The following is a 17,070-nucleotide window of genomic DNA, read 5'->3' as shown; positions in this document are numbered from 1 at the left end:
GCTTACTTTTCCTGCGCCTTCACTACAGTTACCGTACATTCCGCCTCGGCCACCACCTGGGCCGATACGCTGCCCAGATAACGGCGCAGTGCTGAACTGCCACGTGAGCCGATGATGATATGGTCCACCCGGTTGCTCTGCGCATACTCGATGATGGCAGTAGCCGGGTCAGGCGCTTCCAGTACATGAAAGGTGACTTTGTCAGGTGTCAGGCTGAACGGACGGGCCCAGTGTTTAAGATCGACCAGTTGCTTGACGTGGATATTCTCACCATGCTGTATCAGGCTTTCATCCATGCCTATACGGCTGACCTTGCGCACAGTCAGGCAAGCCAGTCTGGCGCCAGGCTGGGTTTGCAGCATGCGGCTGGTGATATTGCGCAGGTTTTCTGTCAGTGCATCACTACTGCTGCCCAGGTCCAGGGCCACAACGATGATGGGAGCACGCGCCAGCTGTTCTGATACGCTATGCATCAAACCAGGCTCCGCCCCTACCGCCTGGAGGCGACGCTTCAATACTGACCAGTAGGTATCCTGCTCCCGTTTTTCTGCTCTGGCAGTCAATTGCAACTGGTCCGGATTCTGCAATACAAAGGCCAGTTGCGCTGCAGTGTCAAAACGCGCTTTGGGGTCGACTTCAAGGCAACGCAAAATGATTTCCTGCAGCCAGGCAGGCAAGTCGGGCCGATGCCTGCATGGCGGAACCGGATCGCGGTAAAGGCGTTTTTTCAGACCCGCCACCGAGGTCGGATGACCAAAGGGACGTCGGCCAGTCGCCAGGTGATACAGGAGTACGCCCAGAGAAAATAAATCACTGCGCGGTTCATTGCGCACACCCAGTACCTGCTCAGGCGAGATATACGGTCCTGTACCCAGTGGCAGGCGGAATTCCTCATCAAGCAAATCCGGCAGCCTGTCATGGCGCGACAGCCCGAAATCGATCAGCACTGCCGCACCGTCTGCACGAAACATGATGTTGCTGGGCTTGATATCAAGATGGATGACATGCTGCCTGTGCAGGTCTTGCAAGGCATGGGCGACCTTGATGCCGATATCAACGACTTCAGCAACCTCCAGAGGCGCCTGTTCAAAACGGCCGCGCAGGGACGTACCGGCAATCAGCTCCATCACGATATATGGCTGTGCATCAAAATCGCCGGCACCCAGGTAGCGTGGCACATGCGCGCCCTTGAGCTTGGGCATGATCATCTGCTCGACCTCAAAGGCGACAATGGCGGTCGGATCATCGCTGGCATACAGCAACGGCACTTTCATTATCAACGGCAATTGCTGATCCGTATCTGTACCGACCTGATGGCGTCCGCGCAAATCCGTGACGCGCCAGAGCGCTGCCATGCCGCCAGTATGCAGTTTTTCTTCGAGGCGGTAGCCATCGAACTCCATGCCGGTCTGCAAGCGATGCTGGCTGTGTTCACTCATCAGGCGGCCCTAGTTACCGGTCAGCAGCCTGCGCCCCAGCATGGGCGGCAACCCGGCAGCGATGATCTTCTGGCAGGCAGTTTCGGTGTCGTAGGGGACGCGGTAATACGTGAGGTACTGGCTGTCGGTGTCAAAGCTGGCATAACAAGCGGCTGGGTTGCCGTCACGCGGCTGGCCCAGGGAGCCCGGTATCACCAGCCAGCGTCTTTGTTTGCTGAGCGGTATGCTTTCTTCAGGCATAGGTAAAAACTCACCGGTCTTGCCAGTCGCGCTAAGGTGGAACAGCGTAGGCATGTGGACATGACCGCAAAAAGTGATGGCGGCTCTGGTGGCATGCATGCTGCGTGTGGCTTCCATGACTCCGTCTATATATTCCCACTCTTCCGGCGCCCAGGCATTGGCATGTACAAACAACAAATCCTGCCACTCTATACGGTAAGGCAGGTTGGTGATGAAATCAAGCTGTGCGGCATTGAGCTGCGTCCTGGTCCAGTCCACCACCTTTCTGGCGGTCTGGTTCATACTCTGGCCATCCCTGTGCCGCAAGGCAGCATCATGGTTGCCCATCAATGCCCAGGCCCCCTCATTGACATGCTGCATGACGGTATCAAGTACCCAGGCCGGGTCCGCCCCATAACCGACCAGGTCTCCGAGAAAAGCATACTGCGTGACCTTGCGCTGCCTGGCATGCGTCAGGCAGGCTTCCAGCGCTTCACGATTGGCGTGCAGGTCAGTAAAAAAGGCGATCAGCATGGGGCCGGCATTCTGGTGATGAAGTTTTCAGTGTAGCAGAGCAAACTAACAGCATACTTACATGCTGAAATCACCTGCCACATATTGCTCATACCCGCGGGCCCGCAGGGTGCAGGCCGGGCAGGTGCCGCAGCCATGGCCCCAGGGGTGCATGCTGCCACGTTGTCCGAGGTAGCAGGTGTGGGTGTCTTCACGTATCAAGTCGACCAGCGCGGTACTGCCAAGCTGCTCTGCCAGTTGCCAGGTTTGCGCCTTGTTGATCCACATCAGCGGCGTTTCCAGCTTGAGGCGGGTATTCATGCCCAGGTTGAGTGCAACCTGCAAGGCTTTCATGGTGTCATCACGACAATCCGGATAACCGGAAAAATCGGTTTCGCACATACCGCCCACCAGCACATTCAGGCCGCGCCGGTAAGCCAGTGTGGCGGCCGTCATCATGAACATCAGGTTGCGCCCAGGGACAAAGGTGTTGGGTAAGCCGTTTTCCTGCATTTCTATGGCAATATCTTCAGTCATCGCAGTATGGGACAATTGCGAAATCAGGGACAGGTCTATCATATGATCTTCGCCAAGAGCGGCCTGCCATTTTGCAGAAAATTCACGCATTTTTTTCAGCAGGACAGGTCTGACGCTGAGTTCTATGGCATGACGCTGACCGTAATCAAACCCTATCGTCTCTACATGGGCATAACGCGACAATGCCCAGGCCAGGCAGGTGGCAGAATCCTGTCCGCCGCTAAAAAGCACCAGGGCGCTGTCTTTGGTGGTCAATTTGTTCATAATCGATTAAAAATTAAGATAAACCCGTTGAAAAAGTATGCAACACTTGATGCATCCGTGCATCTTGATGGTAAGGTTCTGTTCAAAAATAGAGTGGGATACTGTTGGTCTTTTGCACCTCAGCCTGCATGATATGCCAACACGCCCAGACCCGAGCAAATGAGTTTTTATAAAAAGTTTCTTTCCACATCCATATTATCGGTCATCGACCAGGGCCTGCTCAGCGCCCTGAATTTTGCCATTGGCATTTTGCTCATGAATCTGGTGGCAAAAGATGATTATGGCCTGTATGGACAATTGTACGCCGGCGGCATGCTGGTCGGCCTGGTAGTTGACTCCTGGATAGCCGGCCCGCTGACCACCGTTGCCAGTGCAGTACATGGCGATACCCGCAAATCGCTGTTAAGGCATTACTGGTACAAGCAGATTGCCTGGACGATGATGATGGCAGTCCTCGCATTTATCGTCGTCGAATTCATCCCGGCGGCAACGCATTACAGCAACAAGAGCTGGTTGCTGGCACTCGCTTTCAGCGCCTATGTGTTCGCCAATGGCGTACGTGAATATGGCCGCACAGTAGGCTTCATTCAGTCCGACATCGTATCCGTGCTGCGCCAGGATGGCGTCTACGTCAGTCTGGTGGTCTGTGGCCTGGCGACTTTATATTTCAGCAAGCATTTTGACCTGGTTGCGGTATTCCTGCTGCTGGCGGCTTCATCCACGCTATGTACACTGGCCAGCCGCCAGCATTTTCTTGCCCACACAACCGCTGATGTGGAAGCCCATGCAAAAGAAGAAATGGGGCAGGCCATTGCCGATCACCAGGAAACCATCAGCGGCCATGGCCGCTGGGCGGTGTCCGGTGTGATTGTCGGCTGGCTGTCAAATTACAGCTATGTGTACCTGTCCGGCGCCTGGCTCGGCGTTGCAGCGATTGCCGACCTCAATGCTTCACGATTGATGCTCATGCCGATACCGCTGGCTGTAGCGGCCTGGTCACGCGTGGCCAGGCCGGAGGCAAGCCGACTGATCGCAGAAAACGACTGGCGTGGCTTGAAGCGCCTGACCCTGTTTTCCATCGCCGGCATAGAGCTGGTGGTACTCTGTTATGTAGCCCTGCTGCTGTTCGCTCTGCCCTGGCTGGAAGGCCATGTCATCAGTGCCAAATACTCCGGCCTTGACCCCCTGGTGATGATGTGGGGTGCTTATTTTGCCGTCAATGCTGCGCGCTGGGTCGGCACTTCCTGGTTATCAAGCGGCGGCGCTTACAAGGAAATGTTTTACCTGGGCAGTGTGTCGCTGTGCATGGTCTGGGTCATCACGACCTTCAGCATCCCGCGCATGGGTGCACCCGGCGCGATACTGGCGTCTATCATCGTCGAAGTTTTTGAACTGATCGTAGTCTGGCGCTACATCTTGCCGCGCCTGCAGAAACAGGCCCGTACCCATCCTGACGAGTATTAACGGGGGCCGAAGCGCTTTTGCAGATGCTTGCTGATGAAATCTGTCAGCGCCTGCTGTGACCAGCGGGGCGTAAAAGTATGGTCCGCACCGTAAAAAAATTTCAGGCAGATACGCTCACTTTGTCCGAGCAGGCCGGCATGTCTGCCCAATTGCTCGGTCATGACATCGACTGCGGTATCACTGGCTTCGTAAATCAACAGGAGCTCGGTACCGCGCGCTTCCAGGTCACGTAAATTGCGCGCCACCGGCCCCAGGAAGAAGTTACTGTGCAGCAGCCGGGTATTGAGCAATTGCCATTTGGTACGTATGCGCCTGCCAATACGGCGCAACATATTACCGGCGATCTGGCGCATTTCAACCTGGCCTTTGAACACCCGTCGCCAGGTATCGGCCCTCACGACTGCATGCAGGTAGTAGTGTGAAGACTTGATGGTGGCCTTTTTACGCGCTTCTATACTGTCACCCTGACGCCAGCGATAAGTCAACTGATTGATCAATACCAGACCGCTGACCCGCTCATCCTTCAGAGCACTGAGGTAGGCCATATGGGCCCCGGAACACAAGCCAGTCAGCACAAAAGACGGGCTATGGTATTTGCCCTGCATGAAGTACATGGCGTTGCTGAGATCGTCAGTCCCGCCAGGGGCATGCACGTCATTTTCCTTGTCATCGGGTGTAAGCTTGCTATATCCGATTCCGGCTTTGTCAAAACGCAGCACATGGAATCCGTGAGCGGCCAGAGTACGAGCCATACTGACATACAGTCTGTGGTTACCGACATGGTGATTGGCGCCGATATTGCATAGCACGACGGCAGGCAGAGTTTTGGGATCAGCACCAGCCTGGTGGGTGACGACACCGAACATGCCATCAAACTCCACCAGTTCCTCTTCCACAACTATGCCGCCAAAGCGGATGCTGGCTATATCTGTGGTAGACGGAATGTCCCAGCGTACGGCACTATTCAGTGGAAAATACCGTAGCAACCAGGCTTGCATGGCCTGCCATATCGCTGTGGGAACGACCGTATCATGGGCATCCTCACGCATCATGGCGGCATAGCCAGGCAAGTCCGACAATTGCAGCGCATGATCATGATGATGCCAGGCAGTAGCGAGCTTGTTTTCCTGCCCTGTAATATCGTCCCTGGCCTGCAAAAACACCGGCATCGCGGGCGTGGGCATTTTCAACAGATCAAGCTTGCCGAGGCTGGCACGCGTGGTCGCACTGAATTCATAGCCGGTCAGTTCATCATCTGTCACTACCTGATTGGGGTCGATGGTGGAATTGCTGGCCAGGTCAGGACCGGCATTACTGTGCAGGACACTCATGCTGCGCAACACCAGCATTTCCCTGGCATAGGCACGACCTGATATGACAGGGGCCATCAATAACAGAGCCTTGGCATCGATGTCCCTGGCCACGCTGGCAGCCAGCAGGCCACCCAGGCGCAAACCAAACAGGGCAATATGCTCCAGTCCTGCCAGATGACGCAATTGCGCTGCGGCCTGACGTATGTTTTCCTGCCATAAAGCGATCCTGTCGCCTTCGGCATCGGCAGAATCTCCTGTATTGTTATAGTCAAAAAAGCAGACGTCAAAACCAGCCCTGGCCAGGTGATTGGCCAGATGCTTATATGACAGATAAGACACCATATATTCATGCCCGAAAGGCGGGCACAGCACGACACCGCAACGGCGGCTACCGCCGGCATCGCGCACCCTGGCCGGATGATACCAGCCCAGCATGGGGCTGGCAGCATCACCAAACCAGAAGGCCAGTGGTGAATACAGGATGTCTTTGCTTGGATACTGTTGTGTTGCCAAATGCGCCCCTGCTAGTTTTTAATCTCCACCCTGACGCCAGCCACGGCATTTTGCGCCTGTAGCTGCCCCTGCCGAACATTTTTGCCAGTGATGGCGCTCAGACGTATTTGCCTTGAACTGCCTGGTGCGAGGTGGAAGTAATTGTCTTCAGGGAGTAGCCCCGGTATCTGTACGGACACTGCCTGCGCAAATTTTTTTGTACTGACATGCAGTATCACTGCACCGTCAGGTTCAGGCGCGCAATACGCCTGCAAACCAAGATCCGTCTGCATGCTCAGGTCCTGGCCATCCGGGAACAGGCAGTCGGTCGCAATCGCAGCATCGCTACCGGCATGGTATAACTGCGCTACGGCGACATCATGACCCGGTGGACCAAAGCGATATGCATAAGCAGTATCGACAAAGTGCGGCAATAGCTGATAATCAGGTATTTTGATGCCGCCATGGGCAGGTACCTGCACTGCCATGCGGCCACGGGCGACACAGATTTCTGCCTGACGATACAGCGCCAGCTCCAGCTCACCGGTAAATGCGTGCTCACCATCATTAAGCACATGCAGGGCCAGGCCGTTCAGGCCTTCATCAGTGATCAGGACTGTCAACGCTGCCATGGCCCGCTTCAGATAGTAATAGGCTGCCTTGGGCCGCCCATGTGCATCAATCACCCCCCAGCCAGCGCCTGGTCGCAAGTCTTTCCAGAACCAGATCAGGGCGCCATGGCAGGCAGAACCGACACGCCGCCATTCTGCCAGTGTCCTGGCCATGACTTCGCCTGTCGTTGTCCTTGCCAGCGCCAGGTAACATTCGCGTTCGGCAAAACGCAGGCGTCCGACATCAACGTCATACAGTTTTGCCATGTAATGGTCACGCACATCTTCAAAATCCCAGGCTGTACCATTGTCACGGGGGACACCCTGCTTCCAGGCGGGATGTGGTCCCGGCGTCTCGCCATTGTTCAACATGCTGTCTATCAGTTCGTCGTCGGGCATGTTGGCAAAACCCAGGCATTCCGTCGTGAAACGTACGTTGCTGCGGCGTGCATCTTCCAGCGGTCGCAGATAAGCGCCAACGCCAAAATAATGCGCCACGCCCTGGTCCGTCTGAAAAGGCATGACACCGCCACTCGGGCTCGACGGCCAATATTGCACATCGGGCCTGTATTGCAGACACAGCTCTGGCAGGGTCTGCGAAAAAAATATATTGCTCCATAGTTCGGCTGGCTGCCCCAGCATGGCGGCCTGCTGTTCGACTTCACTGTTGCCACAGACAACAGCTATACACGGTGAATTCTGTATGCGGTTCAGGAATTGCTGCACTTCCTGCCGGATGCTGGCCGCGAATGCGGGATCAGCAACGGGATAATCCATATTGGCGAACATGCAGTCTTGCCAGACCAAAATGCCAAGCTCATCACAGGCCTGATAAAACTTTGTACTCTCGTACACCATGGTGCCAATGACACGCAGCATGTTCATGCCGGCATCACGCGCCAGCATCAGCGTCTTACGTAATTCAGTCTCTTCATTTTGCAGGGACATGACATCCAGCGGCGTCCAGCACGCGCCACGGCAAAATACTGACACCTGGTTCACATGCAGATGAAAACCACCATCATGCTGGTCTACATTGATCTGGCGAAAACCGGTTTTACCGAGACTTCTGATTAACGTCTGTCCAGCGCATTGTATTTCCAGAACCAGGTCATACAAACCGGGTTCGCCATGTGTATGCGGCCACCATTTATTAACCTGTTGGATGTAGCATTGTGCACTGAGCACATAATGAGATCCATCTACTGCCTGACATTGCAAGGAGTAAGCCAGCTCACCAATCCGTATGCTGGCGGCAGAAACAATCTGCTCAGTCCATACCGACAGTTCCAGTTCAAGCACGCCGTTGTCAGCGTCAAGCTTGCTCAGCACTCTCTTGCTGATGATACGCAGTGGGCTGTGCAACTCCAGCATGACGGCCCGGTAGGGACCGACCGGTGCGAGCGGCGGTGACCAGCCGGGCATGCGGCCCAGCAGACTGGTGCGCAACCAGCGCAACTGCTGCTGTGCAACGAGGCGAGTTTTCCAGCGTGGGCGGGCGCGGCGTTGAGCCAATATGCTGTTCAGCGCAATAAAGCGCAGGCTCAGGCGACCTTTGCCACATACCTTATGCTGGTGCAAATCAAGGCTGAGTGCGCAAAACATATTGTCGCTGCGCTCCAGCAACCGATCATTCCAGAAGATTTCTGCATGGGTGGCCAAACCTTCAAAATGCAGTCGGGCTGCACAATCAGTCAGATCAATGTCGCAGCAATACCAGACATCGACTTCATCAAAATCATCCTGGCCCAGGACAAATTGCCCCGCAGCATGCAAGGCGCTGGCGATTGTTCCAGGTACCGGGGCCGGCATGAAAAGCACATCCTGCAATTCGGAGGGCAAGGCATACTTGCCACTGGCGACCTGACAGGCTTGCCAATCTGCTTCCAGAGGAATGGACAGACTGCCTGTCATGAGTCAGCCCTGGCCTGCAAAGCCAGATCCAGTGCATCCATGCCCTGCTGCCAGTGCAGCGCCAACTGCGCTACCAGGGGCCTGAGGTCAACAGGTTTCTTGCCAATTACTGCTCTGGCTGTCTTCAGGAGCAGGGTCTTGGTGGTTTCAGAAATGGCGTCAAATTCCGATGCTGCCCGCTCCAGTTGCAGACCCTGATGTTGCTGCAGCCAGCGCAGGTAATGCGCCCCCAGGCTGAAACCTGCCCCCAGCTGGCGCAGATTGGCAAAAGCATAGGCGTGATAGGCCGCCATACCCTGCTCTTTCAATTGCTCGACTTCATGCAGGAACACCGGCTGGAAGAGGCTGACAGGGTTATGGTTCGGTCGTCTTGCCAGGTGCTTGCGCAGCAACGGCAGGGACAGCGCAGCAAGTTCTGCGTCGCTTCTTTGCTGTACATGATCAAGTCGTACAAACTCGGCAAACAGGGGCATGAAAGCCGGGTCACAGGGCTTATCCACGCGAAAGGTCTCGATGAAATCTTCACCCTGCAACTCATGATAGCTGCTGTTGTGGAAATAGCCGAGCCTGCGGGTATCAACATCAATTTCCTGTATCGCTATCGTGGTCTTGACATGATTGCTGCGGTAATCGGTACCGGCTGTATCAGGCAGATAAAATGCATCGGTTTCTGTCAACACCAGGCGACCGCGACGCAACTGCACACAGGCATTGTCGAGCAGGCCGCGCCAGACATTGAGTTCCTGCACGTCTATGCCATACAGGGTAAACAGGTCTTCATGCGGTGGTTTGTAAAAGGTCCACTGATCACCATCAAAATCATTGGCAAACACCATGGATAAACAGGCGGCAGGATTCAAGCCCTGCGCATGCAGGACTTCTATCCAGACGTCGATATAACAATTGGTTTCGGCCCAGGAGCGATCAGCCCCGTGCATGGCATGTGGCTGGTAACTGGCGACATCGATAGGCGGTAATGCGTACAGGCTCATGACCACAGTATGTCGCGGGCAGCTTGCGGCCATTTTTCAGGTTGCATGCCATGCGTCCTGAACAGGGCCATGACGATGCGCTCCAGGCCAAAACCCAGGCAGGCCGTATGCGCCGCTTCGCCATTGTGCTGTTTGATATCAAACAGCTTGCCGAAATGATCCTGGTGATAATTGAAGGAACAGACTGCCGTCGGTTTTTCCTGTGAAATCACTGGCACCAGCACCTCAAATTTCAGTTGCTGCTCGCGCTGGTTGGCTGCCAGCATGCGGCCACCACGGCCGAAGAAGGGGTCGGACGCCACGTCAGACCTGGCTGGCAAACCCAGGCTATGCAATATGTCCAGGCCGCGTTGCAGCCACAGGTCACGCCATGCCACCACCATCTCTGGCGTACCGACACGGACAAATTCACGCACGCGGAAAGACTGCATGCGGGTGGGTTCAGGTGAAGGCTCGTTCCGGAAAACCCAGTTCTGCATGTCGACCAGTCGCCCATCCGCAGGAACGGTGCCAGTGAAACTGGGGTAGACCGGATAACAGGCCGCCGGTGTCAGGCACACTGCCGTCATGGTTTGCAGGTGCGTCCAGGGACGGCCTTCATGCACGTCGGCGATCAGTTCCTTGTGCTGGGCGTCGGTACCGCTGAAACTGAAAATTGTCCCTGCCAGTTGCGGAAAAGAGTCCAGGTATTCACTGCGCTCAAGCACCTTTCTGTCCAGGCAGGGCGGGAAAGACATTCTGGTCGCGCCATCATTGACTGCCACACGGCTGACATAATCGTCGAAGCGACGCAAGACATCTTCAAATACTGGGCCACGGCCAAATATGCCTTGCACGCCAACCGGGATGATATGCCCCGCTGCAACGAGGTCTTCGGTCAGGCCTTCGGGAGAGAAATCGATGGACATGTATTAAGTCTCCTAGTCGTCTTTGAGCACCAGCAGCAAATTGGCATTGGTTGCCAGGATGCGGTCATTGCCAACCATGATGGCTGCTGAATGCGCATCACGCAGGTGCCTGCTCATGCTGAACTTGCTGTCATTCTTATAGCCCAGTATGCCGCAGATGGACAACGCCTTGCTGACGATCAAAGGCAGGGCCTGGGTGGCATCAACCTTGAGGTTGTTCATTTTCAGTGAATAACCCATCGATGTCAGCGTCCCAACGGCAGCATCATCAGCCGCTGACAATGCCTCATACTCTGTCAGGCAAGCCTGTACCGAAGTGCGCAGGCTTTGCATCATGGACACCAGTTCAGCCAGACGCAGAGCCGTCGGTGGCACAGTGCCCGGATTGGCGCGGGCCTGGCCGCGCACGAAGGCCCTGGCCTTGTTGACCGCACCCGCGGCACAACCCATCCAGCAGCCCCCCCATAAAAGATGCGAGACCGGCACTACGGTTTGCGCCGACATGTCGCCAAAAGGCATATCGATGATTTGAGCAGCATCACCACTGGAGGTCATCAGGAAAGGCGGGCTGCAGGTACCGCGCATGCCCATGGTATCCCAGCCACCTTTTTGTTCCAGCATATAGTCAGCTTTGCGCACCAGTACCAGGGATTGATCACTGTTGGCCGCATCAGGATTGCGCCTTGCCGTCACCAGCAGGTCATCGGCCTGAGCACCGTAAGAGATGGTGGTAGCATCTTTTACCAGTCGGAAACGCTGCCCGTCGACTTCCACTGCGCAATTGCTGCGACGCATTTCACCACCAACGCCGACTTCGGAAGTAACAGATGCAATCAGGTACTGATGCTCGACCAGTTCACGCAGGTAATTGACATACCAGGGGTTGCCTGCAGCATGGCGGACTAGGGTGATCACCTGTATCTGGTGCATGGCAAAAATCATCGCCGTAGACGCGCATTCACGCGCCAGGATCTCGACTATATCAACCAGTTCGGTCAGGCCGGCGCCGGCACCGCCTAGCGCTACCGGCACATAGGCGCTCAGGAGTTTTTCACGCTTGAGTGCATTGATGGCTTCAATGGGGAAACGCGCCTCCTGGTCCACCACATGCGCATGTGGTGCGGCAAACTCCCTGGCGACCAGCGCAGCAGCCTGTCTGAGCGGTGATGATGTGTCCATATCAGACCGTCAATTCTTCTATTGCCGCATGAATGGTGTTGATGCTTTCAAATACGCTGCGCTTCAACATACGATCGGGGAATTCCAGATCAAAGGCATCTTCCAATGCCAGCATCACATTCACGCTGGCATGTGAAGTCATACCCGCTTCATACAAGTCGGCATCATCAGTCAGGGCGTCAATACCGGCAGAGAATTTGCCATGCTCTTTCAAGACCTGGCGTATCTGTTCTTTACTCATATTTAACCTTCGTATTTTTCATGTTGGCACATGCTTTTTCAGAGCAGGCATTCGGGCAGGCATGTCAATCGGCGTCAGAAGAAGACCATGCGTCAATTGCGCCAGTCAAGCAAAATGAATCTGTCATCACAATTCAAAAAAGAAAAATAAGACAGATAATTTCTGCGTATTATTTTGCATGCCTTGGAATTAACAGCATAGCCGAATGCCAACAGAGTCGAAGTTAAATTTGGTTAAGTTTCATTGCCAATGGGCAATGTGAAAATACGGGCAAATCCCTCTAAAAAAACTCCCTCTCTATCGTGCGTGCCTGACCTGGAGAAGAGGGAATATCTGCATAAAATCTTATTGAAAAAATGCTTTGAAAGTCCTCTTATTTGGTGCGTACTATCAGGCTGCTATTGGCGTCTTCCTTGTACGCATAAGTCACCTTGCCACGGCGGATTTCTCCTATGAAAAGCATGTTCCTGGCAACGGCTTCATGATCATTTTTTGAGAACGGTTTTTTGTAGCGCGAAATGATGGTGGAAGTTGCATCATATTTCATGTCTTCCAGTGCTGCCTTGATCTTGTCGCCATCGGTCGTATTGGCCTGCATCAGGGCCAAAGTCAGGATGCGCAAGGCGTCATAAGTCTGCGCAGCGGCAACTGCCGACGGAATGGATTTAACATTATTTAAACGGAAGTAATTCAAGACGAATTCATTGCTACGATTATTGGCATCGTTTTCAATGAAAGTGACCGGCATGCGCGCGCCTTCGGCATTGTTGGCAGCCAGTTCAACAAAGCTGCGTTGCGACAGGGTCCAGGAACCCGCCAGCGGCACATTCAGCCTGATCTTGTTCATGCCATTGGCAACCATGGCCGCTTCCGAACTCAGGCAATACAGAATCACGATTTGTGCACCGGCCTGTTTGGCCTTGGTCAACTGCGCCGTCATGTCCTGGTCGCCGACCTTGAAGCTTTCCACGGCGACCGGTGTCACTTTGCGCTGCTTCAGTTCAGCCAGCAGGTTTTCCTTGCCGAACTGACCGTAAGGACTATCATCATGCAGGATGGCGATTTGTGTCAGCTTGCGCTTGTCGATGACATCATTAAGGATAACTGCAGGCTGCAGATTATCGCTGCCTGCAAGGCGGAACACATAGCTGTCAGGTACGGCCGGCGGCATGAACTGCTTGGTCACGGCCGCACCGGTGGCAGCGCTGATGATCAGTGGTCGCTTACTTTCCTGAAATACCTTGGCGGCCTGCAGAACCACACCGGTATTGGCAAAACCGACAACAGCCACGACCTTCTCTTTTTCCACCAGTTCTTTTGCCATCGCCAGTCCGGTTTCCGGTTTGGCCAGGTCATCACGTTCCACCAGTTCTATGTGCCGTCCCATGACGCCGCCTATCTGGTTGATGTCCTGCAAAAACACCTTGGCACCGCCACGTATGCTTTCGCCCATGTCGCTGGAAGATTTTCCTGTAAACGGCCCTATGATGCCTATGCGTATGGGGGCTTCTTCAGCCTGAAGCGGGCATGACAGGGGCAATGCCACGGACAAGGTCAGCAAAAGTCCGGCAGTGCGTAAAGAAATACGTGGCATGGGGTGGTCTCCGTTATAAAAGTTATCTAATGGCAATAGTTTGCACCAGCTTGCCCAGACTTATGTAAAAAATTCATGTTTGCTTACATTATTTGTAGCAAACTTGCCATGCAACATCAGAAGTGGCACATTTATGATGTTGCGCATATCCGTCCAGATAACATCATGCTCCCGGCACACCTCATCCATCAAGCAGCAGAAATGGTAGCGCAAGCCGATGCGCTGGTGATCGCTGCCGGGGCGGGCATGGGTGTCGATTCAGGCTTGCCGGATTTTCGCGGTACGGAAGGTTTCTGGAAAGCCTACCCGGCATTGGCTCAACGCGCCCTGCCTTTTCACGAAATTGCAAGCCCTTCTGCCTTCCGTCGCCACCCGCGACTGGCCTGGGGTTTTTATGGTCACAGACTGGCGCTGTATCGCAACATCAAGCCACATGCCGGCTTTGATATCCTCAAGCGCTGGGGGCAATCCAAATCCCATGGACTGAATGTGTTTACCAGCAATGTGGACGGCCATTTCCATCAGGCTGGCTATGATGCGGCCCACATACTGGAATGCCATGGTTCCATCCACTACCTGCAATGCCTGCTGCCTTGCAGTCATCATATATGGAAAGCGCAAGAATTCCTGCCCGAAGTTGATGATGTCAATTGCCAGTTGCTGAATGCAGCACCGACCTGCCCCCATTGCGGCGGCATGGCCAGGCCAAACGTGCTGATGTTCGGTGACTGGGACTGGAACCAGCAAAGACAGCAGCAACAGGCCGCCCGCCAGGAAATCTGGTTAAGCCGCGTCAAACGCCCGCTGGTGATCGAGCTTGGCGCAGGCACGGCCATCCCTACCGTGCGCCATTTCAGCCAATACATTGTGGCGCAACACGGTGGCCGCCTGTTGCGCATCAACCTGCGCGAAGCAGAAATCAGCTTTGCACAGGACCTTGGCCTGCCCATGGGAGCACTGGAAGCCCTGACAGCCATTGATACAGTGCTGAACAGCAAACCAGGCTGAAACCCTCGCTGGTAAACATCAGCTCAGGCAATTTGCCTGCCATTACGCCATACCCCAAGCACCACCGGCAATTTGTCGAGCATGCGCACCCGGATGAAGTCGGCATTCAATCCCAGGGCGATTTCCCCTCTGTCATGCAGACCCAGCGCACGGGCAGGTGCACGGCTGACCGTGGCGATTGCCTTGGGCAAGTCATAACCGTCGTCCTGGAGCATGAAGGCTGCCTGCAACAGACTGGCCGGAACGTAATCGGACGACAGGATATCGAGCAGGTCATGGCGCGCCAGTTCGCTGGCCGAGACATTGCCTGAATGCGAACCGCCACGCACACGGTTGGGTGCGCCCATCACGATAGCCAGCCCCTGCTGCCTGGCCGTTTGCGCAGCCAGCAGGCTGGTCGGGAATTCGGAGATACTGACACCTTCGGCCACACCTTCATGCACATGCTCTGCGGTCGTATCATCATGTGAAGCCAGTGGTATGGGATGAGTATGCTGCTGGCAGAGCGCAATCACCTGCTGGCGGTTATCAGCCACATGGCGTTGCTGACGGTCCAGCAGCAGGCCCAGCATCTGGTCCACCTTCTGTTCGCTCCAGCCACGCTTGCCGGTGACATAAGTCCGGTAATGCGCGAGGTCCGTCCACTGACGCTGGCCCGGCGTGTGGTCCATCAGCGATACCAGTTTCAAACCCGCATCCTGCAGGAAGGGGCCGAACATCTGCAACAAGTCAGGTTCGGCCAGTTCCAGCCGCATATGCAAAAAATGCTCGGCACGCAACAAACCGGCATCAGCCGCCGTGCGCAAGCCCTGCACACAGGGGTTAAGGGTTTGCATGCGCACGCTGTCAGGATCAATATCGCCAACAGCAATGGCGTCCAGTACGGTCGTGATGCCGGCCGCCGCAATCTGCGCATCATGGGCCAGTATCGCCGGCATGACCGGCCAGCTGACCTTGGGTCGCGGCATCAGGTGTTTTTCCAGATTGTCGGTATGCAATTCAACCAGGCCGGGCAAAAGAAAGTCCCCCTGCCAGTCCGCAGCACTTATGCCGCCACTCCCCTGACTGATATCGCTGATTTTGCCGCCAGTGACTGTCATGCTTCCGGTAAAAACTCTATCCGCAGTAACGATACGGGCATTCAGAATGTTGACGGAAGGATACACGGCTGAAGAATTCATCATAATTAACAATAGGCAGGCAAAAATTTTCAGATGTAACCTTAGCATGGTTTGGCAAAGCCGGAGCACAGGGATTTGTGCCGCAATAGCTAGGTAGCACATGAAAAACGCTCGCGGATTTCTAGCTTATAAATTTCCAATTTGCAATATTATTTTAATTTTATTACTAAATCTTGTTTTGCAGGGGAGCTTGAATTTCATACTTTGTCTTGTACCATGCCTGCTAGAGTCGACTCGCAATCGGTCATACCAGAGACTGTTGATATTGCCAAGCTGTTCACAAATGACAGGTGAAAATATGAAGTACAAAGTACGCAGTGTAGTCAATGTAGCGGCTGCCATGATGTGTCTGACCCTGCCCGTGCTGGCGCAGGCGGGTGATACACTGGCCAAAATCCGCAAGACCCAGACCCTGGTCATCGGCATACGTGAAACTCCGCCATTTTCCTATACCGATGAAAACAAACAGCCACTCGGCTATTCAGTTGAGCTTTGCCAGAAAGTGGCAGAAGCCATCAAGAAAGAACTGAAAATGCCAACGATGAAGGTACAGTACTTCCCTGTCGATTCCACTACCCGTTTCAGCGCCCTGCTGGAAGACAAGATAGATCTTGAATGTGGCAGCACCACCAATAATGCGGACAGGCGCAAGCGCGTTGCCTTTACCATACCGCATTTCTTTTCCAGTGTTCGCGCCCTGGTGAAGGCAGACAGTGGTATCAAGACCTGGTCACAGTTGCGCAACCATACCGTGGTCACGACCAAAAGTACCACAACGGTCAAACTGCTCAATGACAAGAACGATACCATTTCCCTGAACATCAAACTGGTTGAGGGTAACAGCGACCAGGAATCATTCAAGATGGTAGAAGAAGGCAAGGCCGATGCCTTCCCCATGGATGATGTATTGCTCTACAGCCTGCGTGCAGAATCCAAGTCACCTGCGAGTTTTGTCATCATGGGTGAACCCCTGTCGATAGAGCCTTACTCCATCATGATGCGCAAGGATGACCCGGCATTCAAGAAAGTCGTCGACACAGAAATGCTGAGGATGATACATGAGGGTGAAATCTATCGTATCTACGACAAGTGGTTTACCAAACCGATTCCTCCCAAGAATATCAACATGAACATGTCCATGGGCTTTTTGCTCAGGGACTCGTTGCGGTTCCCTACTGACCAGGTGGCAGATTGATAGCAC

General features: G+C 54.5%; 14 protein-coding genes. 3 read left to right on the top strand and 11 right to left on the bottom strand.

Features of this window, described 5'->3' with window-relative positions; genetic code table 11:
- Positions 1 to 2: 2 nt before the first annotated feature.
- Genes LZ463_RS19340 through queC form a run of 3 tightly spaced genes read right to left on the bottom strand, consistent with a single transcriptional unit; the run spans position 3 to position 2,972 of the window.
- Positions 3 to 1,439 (bottom strand): bifunctional serine/threonine-protein kinase/universal stress protein, encoded by a 1,437-nt coding sequence (locus tag LZ463_RS19340; RefSeq protein ID WP_241457455.1) that lies wholly within the window; start codon positions 1,437 to 1,439, stop codon positions 3 to 5.
- Positions 1,440 to 1,448: 9 nt separating this feature from the next.
- Positions 1,449 to 2,192, bottom strand: coding sequence for a metallophosphoesterase family protein (locus LZ463_RS19335; protein WP_241457454.1), 744 nt, complete (start codon positions 2,190 to 2,192; stop codon positions 1,449 to 1,451).
- A gap of 57 nt (positions 2,193 to 2,249) precedes the next feature.
- On the bottom strand, positions 2,250 to 2,972 hold the full coding sequence (gene queC, locus LZ463_RS19330; RefSeq protein ID WP_241457453.1) for a 7-cyano-7-deazaguanine synthase QueC: 723 nt from the start codon (positions 2,970 to 2,972) through the stop codon (positions 2,250 to 2,252).
- A 159-nt stretch (positions 2,973 to 3,131) separates the two neighbouring features.
- On the opposite strand from queC, the gene LZ463_RS19325 reads away from it, so the two are divergent.
- Positions 3,132 to 4,436 (top strand): lipopolysaccharide biosynthesis protein, encoded by a 1,305-nt coding sequence (locus tag LZ463_RS19325; RefSeq protein ID WP_241457452.1) that lies wholly within the window; start codon positions 3,132 to 3,134, stop codon positions 4,434 to 4,436.
- Here the strand turns inward: LZ463_RS19325 and LZ463_RS19320 are convergent.
- The 7 genes from LZ463_RS19320 to LZ463_RS19290 all read right to left on the bottom strand — a co-directional run bounded on the left by LZ463_RS19320 (position 4,433) and on the right by LZ463_RS19290 (position 13,680).
- Positions 4,433 to 6,262: an alpha/beta fold hydrolase gene (locus LZ463_RS19320; RefSeq protein ID WP_241457451.1), complete on the bottom strand. Its 1,830-nt coding sequence runs from the start codon at positions 6,260 to 6,262 to the stop codon at positions 4,433 to 4,435. The two genes, LZ463_RS19325 and LZ463_RS19320, sit on opposite strands and share 4 nt — an antisense overlap.
- An 11-nt stretch (positions 6,263 to 6,273) precedes the next feature.
- Positions 6,274 to 8,766 (bottom strand): glycoside hydrolase family 2 protein, encoded by a 2,493-nt coding sequence (locus tag LZ463_RS19315; protein WP_241457450.1) that lies wholly within the window; start codon positions 8,764 to 8,766, stop codon positions 6,274 to 6,276.
- Positions 8,763 to 9,758: a DUF1839 family protein gene (locus LZ463_RS19310; RefSeq protein ID WP_241457449.1), complete on the bottom strand. Its 996-nt coding sequence runs from the start codon at positions 9,756 to 9,758 to the stop codon at positions 8,763 to 8,765. Before LZ463_RS19310 ends, LZ463_RS19315 begins: the two co-directional genes overlap by 4 nt.
- On the bottom strand, positions 9,755 to 10,666 hold the full coding sequence (locus LZ463_RS19305; protein WP_241457448.1) for an amino acid--[acyl-carrier-protein] ligase: 912 nt from the start codon (positions 10,664 to 10,666) through the stop codon (positions 9,755 to 9,757). Before LZ463_RS19305 ends, LZ463_RS19310 begins: the two co-directional genes overlap by 4 nt.
- A 12-nt stretch (positions 10,667 to 10,678) precedes the next feature.
- Positions 10,679 to 11,845, bottom strand: a complete 1,167-nt coding sequence (locus LZ463_RS19300; RefSeq protein ID WP_241457447.1) for an acyl-CoA dehydrogenase family protein — start codon at positions 11,843 to 11,845, stop codon at positions 10,679 to 10,681.
- Between the two features lies 1 nt (position 11,846).
- Positions 11,847 to 12,086, bottom strand: a complete 240-nt coding sequence (locus LZ463_RS19295) for an acyl carrier protein (RefSeq protein WP_241457446.1) — start codon at positions 12,084 to 12,086, stop codon at positions 11,847 to 11,849.
- 373 nt (positions 12,087 to 12,459) lie between these two features.
- Positions 12,460 to 13,680, bottom strand: a complete 1,221-nt coding sequence (locus tag LZ463_RS19290; RefSeq protein WP_241457445.1) for an ABC transporter substrate-binding protein — start codon at positions 13,678 to 13,680, stop codon at positions 12,460 to 12,462.
- Positions 13,681 to 13,845: 165 nt separating this feature from the next.
- Between LZ463_RS19290 and LZ463_RS19285 the strand changes: the two genes are divergently transcribed.
- Entirely contained in the window at positions 13,846 to 14,688 is an 843-nt protein-coding gene (locus LZ463_RS19285) for an SIR2 family NAD-dependent protein deacylase (protein ID WP_241457713.1), read from the top strand.
- A 23-nt stretch (positions 14,689 to 14,711) separates the two neighbouring features.
- Here LZ463_RS19285 and LZ463_RS19280 read toward each other — a convergent pair whose 3' ends face one another.
- Positions 14,712 to 15,872: an alpha-D-ribose 1-methylphosphonate 5-triphosphate diphosphatase gene (locus LZ463_RS19280; RefSeq protein ID WP_347176283.1), complete on the bottom strand. Its 1,161-nt coding sequence runs from the start codon at positions 15,870 to 15,872 to the stop codon at positions 14,712 to 14,714.
- 295 nt (positions 15,873 to 16,167) lie between these two features.
- On the opposite strand from LZ463_RS19280, the gene LZ463_RS19275 reads away from it, so the two are divergent.
- Positions 16,168 to 17,064 carry an amino acid ABC transporter substrate-binding protein gene (locus LZ463_RS19275; RefSeq protein ID WP_241457444.1) on the top strand — a complete coding sequence of 299 codons (897 nt, stop codon included), beginning with the start codon at positions 16,168 to 16,170 and terminating at the stop codon, positions 17,062 to 17,064.
- Positions 17,065 to 17,070: the final 6 nt, after the last annotated feature.

It is taken from the genome of Undibacterium paludis (genome assembly GCF_022568815.1).
Lineage (GTDB): Bacteria > Pseudomonadota > Gammaproteobacteria > Burkholderiales > Burkholderiaceae_D > Undibacterium.
Note: the sequence above shows the minus strand (reverse complement) of the source record. Positions and strands in the feature narration are given on the sequence as shown.